This is a genomic window from Halovivax asiaticus JCM 14624, assembly GCF_000337515.1.
Classification (GTDB): Archaea; Halobacteriota; Halobacteria; order Halobacteriales; family Natrialbaceae; genus Halovivax; species Halovivax asiaticus.
This window is the reverse complement of the sequence record NZ_AOIQ01000003.1, coordinates 40,425-46,617: the sequence shown is the minus strand read 5'-3', so window position 1 is coordinate 46,617 and position 6,193 is coordinate 40,425. Positions and strand designations below refer to the sequence as shown.

General features: G+C 62.7%; 7 protein-coding genes, 1 tRNA gene and 1 pseudogene. 7 read left to right on the top strand and 2 right to left on the bottom strand.

What is annotated here, in order from left to right:
* Both C479_RS00855 and glmS read right to left on the bottom strand, forming a co-directional pair.
* Positions 1-225, bottom strand: a pseudogene (locus C479_RS00855) (methylaspartate mutase subunit E); the annotation flags it as partial.
* Positions 226-229: 4 nt separating this feature from the next.
* Complete coding sequence (glmS, locus tag C479_RS00850) at positions 230-667, bottom strand: methylaspartate mutase subunit S (protein WP_007696442.1); 438 nt, start codon at positions 665-667, stop codon at positions 230-232.
* Positions 668-830: 163 nt separating this feature from the next.
* On the opposite strand from glmS, the gene mct reads away from it, so the two are divergent.
* The 7 genes from mct (at position 831) to C479_RS00815 (ending at position 6,027) form a co-directional block, all read left to right on the top strand.
* Positions 831-2,006 (top strand): succinyl-CoA:mesaconate CoA-transferase, encoded by a 1,176-nt coding sequence (mct, locus tag C479_RS00845; protein ID WP_007696440.1) that lies wholly within the window; start codon positions 831-833, stop codon positions 2,004-2,006.
* 111 nt (positions 2,007-2,117) lie between these two features.
* The gene (locus C479_RS00840; RefSeq protein ID WP_007696438.1) at positions 2,118-2,438 is read left to right on the top strand and encodes a DUF5785 family protein; all 321 of its coding nucleotides are present in this window, start codon (positions 2,118-2,120) and stop codon (positions 2,436-2,438) included.
* 170 nt (positions 2,439-2,608) lie between these two features.
* The gene (locus C479_RS00835) at positions 2,609-3,373 is read left to right on the top strand and encodes a GTP cyclohydrolase III (RefSeq protein ID WP_007696435.1); all 765 of its coding nucleotides are present in this window, start codon (positions 2,609-2,611) and stop codon (positions 3,371-3,373) included.
* A gap of 219 nt (positions 3,374-3,592) precedes the next feature.
* Positions 3,593-4,165 carry a CBS domain-containing protein gene (locus C479_RS00830; protein ID WP_007696433.1) on the top strand — a complete coding sequence of 191 codons (573 nt, stop codon included), beginning with the start codon at positions 3,593-3,595 and terminating at the stop codon, positions 4,163-4,165.
* Between the two features lie 59 nt (positions 4,166-4,224).
* Positions 4,225-5,433, top strand: a complete 1,209-nt coding sequence (locus tag C479_RS00825) for a phosphoglycerate kinase (protein ID WP_007696431.1) — start codon at positions 4,225-4,227, stop codon at positions 5,431-5,433.
* Positions 5,417-5,929, top strand: coding sequence for a GNAT family N-acetyltransferase (locus tag C479_RS00820; protein ID WP_007696430.1), 513 nt, complete (start codon positions 5,417-5,419; stop codon positions 5,927-5,929). The genes C479_RS00825 and C479_RS00820 overlap by 17 nt, the downstream gene beginning before the upstream one ends.
* A gap of 24 nt (positions 5,930-5,953) precedes the next feature.
* Positions 5,954-6,027: transfer RNA gene (locus C479_RS00815), tRNA-Thr, on the top strand.
* Positions 6,028-6,193: the final 166 nt, after the last annotated feature.

Sequence of the window (6,193 nt, the reverse complement as noted above, 5' to 3'; positions counted from 1 at the left end):
CAGCCCGCTCAGAGATGTGTATAAGAGACAGACCCCGGCCCGTGGTTGCAACAGCGGCTCGGTGGCGGACTCGAGGACGGTCGCGAACTCCTTCGAGGCAGGAAGCCCCTCGTGGAACGCGATGGCGTCGTCGACGGTAGCTGCCTCGCCCGTCGGCCACTCGGCACGAATCGACTCGTCTATCGTAGCGAGTTCGTCCGACGAAAGTTGTTCGTCGCGAACCATCTGGTCAGGAGGTCACCCGGAGGCGATCGGGTTCAGTCGTGAGGTTCAGGTCGCGCCGAAGGGCGTTGATCGCCTCCGTCGGATCCGTCTCCGGATCGAAGACGCGATCGAACCCGAGCGACTCGAATGTCGCACGCGTCTGAGCGAAGTCGTCCTGGCCGACGGCGAGGTTGCCACCGATGTAGGTAACCGCGTCGACACCCGCCGTCTCGAGGCGGTCGTGGAAGCCGGTGCAGTCCTGCTGGGCGTGTCCGTACAGCGACGAGACGAGGATCGCGTCCGCGTCGTGGTCGGTCGCGGCCGCCACGAACTCCGCCTGCTCGGTCTGGACGCCGAGGTTGACCACCTCGAACCCAGCTGCGTCGAGCGCTCGTTCGAGTATCGTGACGCCAACCACGTGCGCGTCGGAGCCGATCACCCCGAGGACGACTGTTGTCGGCATGGATGCAGAACCATGATAGATTGGGGCTTAAAGGTAATGATTTATCATGATAATAGTCCTTATACGCCTTTGTATGGGTTCCTGTGACATGGGTTCGAGCTGAGAGTGGCACAGCCGGGATCCGGTAGAAAACGTTAACCCGGTCTTCGAGTTACGGCGGGGCATGGGAGCACTCTCGGACGTGCGCGTGTTGGACCTGACGCAGGTGCTTGCGGGGCCGTACTGTACGATGTTACTCGCCGATATGGGTGCGGACGTCGTCAAGATCGAACGGCCGGGCGGCGATCTCATCCGATCCAATCCGCCGTACGTCGACGATCCGGACGCCGAACCGTACGGTGGCTACTTCCAGAGCGTCAATCGTGGAAAGCGAAGTATCGAACTCGACCTCGCCGGGGACGACCGCGACACGTTCCTGGACCTCGTCGAATCGGCCGACGTCGTCGTCGAGAACTATCGCGCGGGCACGATGGAGTCGTTCGATCTGTCGTACGAACGCCTCGCCGAACGCAATCCCGAACTGATCTACGCGTCGATTCGCGGCTTCGGCGATCCACGGACGGGCGAGACCGATCGGCAAGGACAGCCAGCGTTCGACATCATCGCGCAGGCACTCGGCGGTGTGATGGAGATCACGGGCGAGGCGAACGGGCCACCGATGAAGGTCGGGCCCGGCATCGGGGACCTGTTCACGGCGACGCTCAACTGCATCGGCATCCTCGGCGCGCTCCACCACCGCGACCGGACCGGTGAGGGCCAGTACGTCGATACGGCGATGTACGACTCGATGCTCAGTATGACCGAGCGGGCGATCTACCTCCAGTCCTACGAGGGTGAGGCGCCGACTCGCTGTGGCAACGCCCATCCGACACTCTTCCCGTACAATGCCTACGAGGTCGCGGACGGCTACGTCGTGGTCTCCGCGTTCGGCACCAACCACTGGCGAGCGTTCTGTGCGGCCATCGACAAGCCTGGCCTCGCCGAGGAGTATGCGACTCCAGCAGCTCGCCTGGAACACCGTGAGACTCTCTACGACGAGATCGCCGCCTGGATGCGCGAGCACGAGACGGCCGACGTCATCGACCGGCTCGAGGGTGACGTTCCAGTCGCTCCCGTCCAGGACACCGAAGCCATCTTCGCTGACGACCACGTCCACGACCGAGACATGCTCTACGAGGTCGAACAACCCGGTGCAGACGAGTCCGTTCGCATCGCCGGCAGCGCGATCAAGATGAGCGAGACGAATCCCGTACCCCGGGGACGCGCCCCGATCCTCGACGAACACCGAGAAGAGATCCTGGCCGAACTCGCCGCACAGGAACAGGCCATCGACGAGTGACTCTCTGACGAAGAATTCGACTGTGCGGCCGCTAGCACCGCACCAGAGTGTATCCCAACTGATAGATGTGGCGTGAGTAACGTTTTTGCACCCACCGACGAGAGCACCGGTATGGACTGGCCGCACGACCCCGACGGCGAGGACGGAAGCGAGGGCGGTCGCAAGTACGATATGGCCGTCATCGCCAAGAAAGTCGACGAAGACGAAGACTTCCCGCTTGACCGAGACGAGTTCGTTGCCGAACACGGTGACGAACCGATCCGTATCAACCACCGTCGTGTCGTCGCACTCGCCGACATTTTCGAGCACGTCGAACCCGACGAGTTCGAGACGATCGTCGACATGCACAAAGCCGTCGGCGACGCGATGCGTTCCGGTGACTTCTGGGAGTACCACCCGAAGGGAGCGAACCCGGAACACAACCCCGCGTAATCTCGCGGCGACCCCACTCCCCCCGTAAATCGCGGCGACCCCATTTTCCCGCGGCGTCTACACCGTCGTCGCCCATCCCAGCTCGGACAGTACCCACTCTCAGATCCCACCCCATATCAGATCTGGATTGCGTATCACTTATCCGATGGTGGTGATTTCGTTCAGGTATCGTGACGAACACGCAGGTGACACTCCTTCAGATCGACAACTACGGGCCGTGGACGGTCACGCCCGAACCGCGCCGCGAAGCGGATCTCCAGACCTTACAGTCCCGCCTCTATGCCGACGTCTCGCAGTTCGTCGGCGCCCGAGACGGCTACGTGTTCTTCACCCGCTTCGACAACATGGTCGGCGTGACGAACGGACTCGACATCGACGACCACCGGTTGCTTCAGGAGTCGATAAACAACCGGTACCCGGTGACCGTCAGCCTCGGTATCGCAACCGGGCAGACGCCGATTCAGGCGCTCTCCGACGCGACAGCACTCATTCAGGACGCCGGCAGTGCCCAGGACGCAGACCGCCGAAACGTGCTCGACGGGCGGATCGTCGACGACGCCCATCGAACCGAATCGGACGTCCAGATCGCCCACTTCGACGTCGTCGACGCCACCGGCGAGTACACGGACGAACTCAACGCCTTCGACAGCTTCATCGAAATCGAGCAGGGGTACGCCGAACTGATGCGATACATGCGCTCGGCCCACGACAGCCTCTCGTTCTTCGTCGGCGGCGACAACATCATCGCCGTCTGCCCAACGCTCGATCGGGCGGCCTACGAGGATGCGATCGATCACGTCGAGTCGGCAGTCGGCGTCGAATTACGCGTCGGTGTCGGCCGAGGGAAAACCGCACACGTCGCCGGAATGGACGCGAAACACGCGCTCGAACACTGCCGGGCAACTGGATCGATCCTCGATCTCGCGTGGAAATAGGGACGGATCCACTTCGGTTCGATGAACTGAGATGTCGACGGCGGTATTCGGGTGCCGAATCAGGACTGCCACCATCGAGAGACCGCCACACTGATTTCCGTCATTGAACACCGGTTTTCTCGCACGAAACGGCCGGATTGTGGCTCAGAAAAGTAGACAACACGGCGGAATAAGCGTAACGGGGCTAGGTTTTAGGGGGACTGCGTGTTAGGCCATCACATGGAACCGGAGGTGTCGGTCAAAGACGTTCTGACGACGTCCTACGTGGGTGTCAGTGAGTCCGATAGCGTGCGCGGTGCCGTCGAACTCATGCGAGCCGAGCGAGCGGGTTCGGTGCTCGTGGTCCGCGGATCGAGTGCGATCGGAATCATGACAGAGTGGGACGTCCTGGGCGTCGTCGAAGACGGAGCCGATCCGTCGTCCGTGACCGTCGGATCCGTGATGTCGTCACCGGTGATCTCGATCCCGCCGGATCACTCGCTCACCGACGCCGCGGACGTCATGGCGCGTGACGAGATCAGAAATCTGGTCGTCGAGGACGGCGACGGGATCGTCGGCGTGTTGACCCAGCGAGACGTCATCACCGCGGCGGGCTCGTTTACCGGTGCGACGACCATCGACGAGGCCGAGCTCCGGACGATGGCGACGCCCGAGTCGGGCGCGGTCCAGGCGGAGACGAACGGCGGGACCGAGTACACGACCCAGAGTATCTGTGAGGTCTGTGGATCCCTCGCCGACTCGCTCTGGGAACGAAACGGACAACTCGTCTGTACCGATTGCCGGTCGGTCTGAGCCGCCGCGAATGCGTCCGATAGAAAGACCTTTTGGGACGGTCAGTGGACCTCCGTATAATGATTGCCACCCTCGACGATCTCGACGCAGCGGGGACCGTCGTCGGGCTCCGTGTCGACATCAACAGTCCGGTCGACGCGGACGGCCGTCTGCTCGACGATTCTCGCATCCGGGCCCACGTCGGAACCATCCGGTCGCTCCTCGATCACGGCGCTCGCGTCGCGCTCCTCGCACACCAGGGCCGCCCGGGCGGTGACTCGTTTACCACACTCGAACCACACGCTGATCGGCTGAACGAACTCCTCGACGCACCGGTCGAGTACGTCGACGAGACCCACGGCGCGTCAGCCAGAGCCGCCATCGCCGATCTCGCGGACGGTTCGTGTGTCGTCCTCGAGAACACCCGGTTCTACAGCGAGGAGTACATGGAGTTCGACTCGGCCGACGCGGCGGCGACGCATCTCGTCGAGCGACTCGCGCCGGTCCTCGACGTCTACGTCAACGACGCCTTCGCCGCAGCCCACCGATCCCAGCCCTCGATCGTTGGATTCCCGCACGACCTTCCGAGCTACGCCGGTCAGGTCATGGAACGGGAACTCGCTGTCTTAGACGACATCGAATCGACGACACGCCCACGAACCTACGTCCTCGGCGGCGCGAAAGTGTCGGGTTCGATCGACGCCGCCCGTGACGTGCTCGATCGAGATCTCGCCGATACGGTCCTCACTGCGGGTGTCGTGGGCAACGTCTTTCTCATCGCCGACGATCACGATGTCGGGAAGGCGAGCACCGATTTCATCTACGACCAGGACTACTGGGACGAGATCGACCGCGCGGCCGCTCTCCTCGAGGAGTACGGCGATCGGATCGAGTACCCACGCGACGTGGCCGTCGAACGCAACGGCGACCGGATCGAACTCCCTGTCGACGAGCTGCCGCCGGCTGACGACGAGCCAGCGATGGACGTCGGCACGGAGACGCTCGAAGCGTACGAGGCGATCCTCGACGAATCGGAGACTGTCGTCCTCAACGGGCCCGCCGGCGTCTACGAGAACGAGACGTTCGCCGAGGGAACTCAGTCACTGTACCGGGCCGCTGCCACCGTCGCGACGAGCATCGTCGGGGGCGGTGACACGGCGTCGGCGATGAACGCCCTCGGAATCGACGGGTTCACGCACGTGAGTACCGGTGGCGGGGCAGCACTCGCGCTACTCACCGGCGACACCTTGCCCGCCGTCGAGGCCCTCGACAATGCCCCAGAATCCTGAGCCAGTCGTCGAATGTGCGTCCGGAGGAGACGTCGACGAGGTCCTCCAGTGCTGGCTCCGACTGGCCGACGAACAACGCGAACACGGCTCTGCGGTCCGCGTCGACGAGAATCGTGGACCGATGCGTCAGATCCTGTCGGCACAACAGGTCGCGAACGGCCTCCTCGTCGCGAGACTGGCCGGAGAGATCGTTGGCTTCGTGACGTTCACCGTCGAGACCGAGACGATCGCCGTCGACCCAACGCGTGGCCTCCTCACGAATATCTGGATCGATCCGGCACACCGCAACGAAGGGATCGGGACAGCGTTGCTCGATGCAGCCGAAACCGAACTCGCCGAACGCGGGGCCGACGTCTGCCGACTCGAAGTTCTGGAGGACAACGAGGCAGCCCGCCGATTCTATCGCGACCACGACTACGAATCGAGCCGTCGGATCATGGAGCGACCCCTTCCAGCGCGAGAGAAAAACGATACACACTCAAAGGGTGACGGCTAAGCCCGGAGTGGCGACCGAAAACGCGCCAGGGGAGCATGGGCGGTTCATGCACTCGACTTGTAATCGAGACTTCGTGGGTTCAAATCCCACCCCTGGCTTCGGATATTACGTTCAAAGCTACTCTCCCCTCGTAGTCAGCCAGTTGAACGGAGCAGCCTCGAATCGACTGTCGAATCCATACGGCTCATCAGCCGATACGACTGGAGCGAAGTTCTTCCGTTTACTCAATCCTCTAAGACAGTCCAGAAGTGTGTAATTTAACGT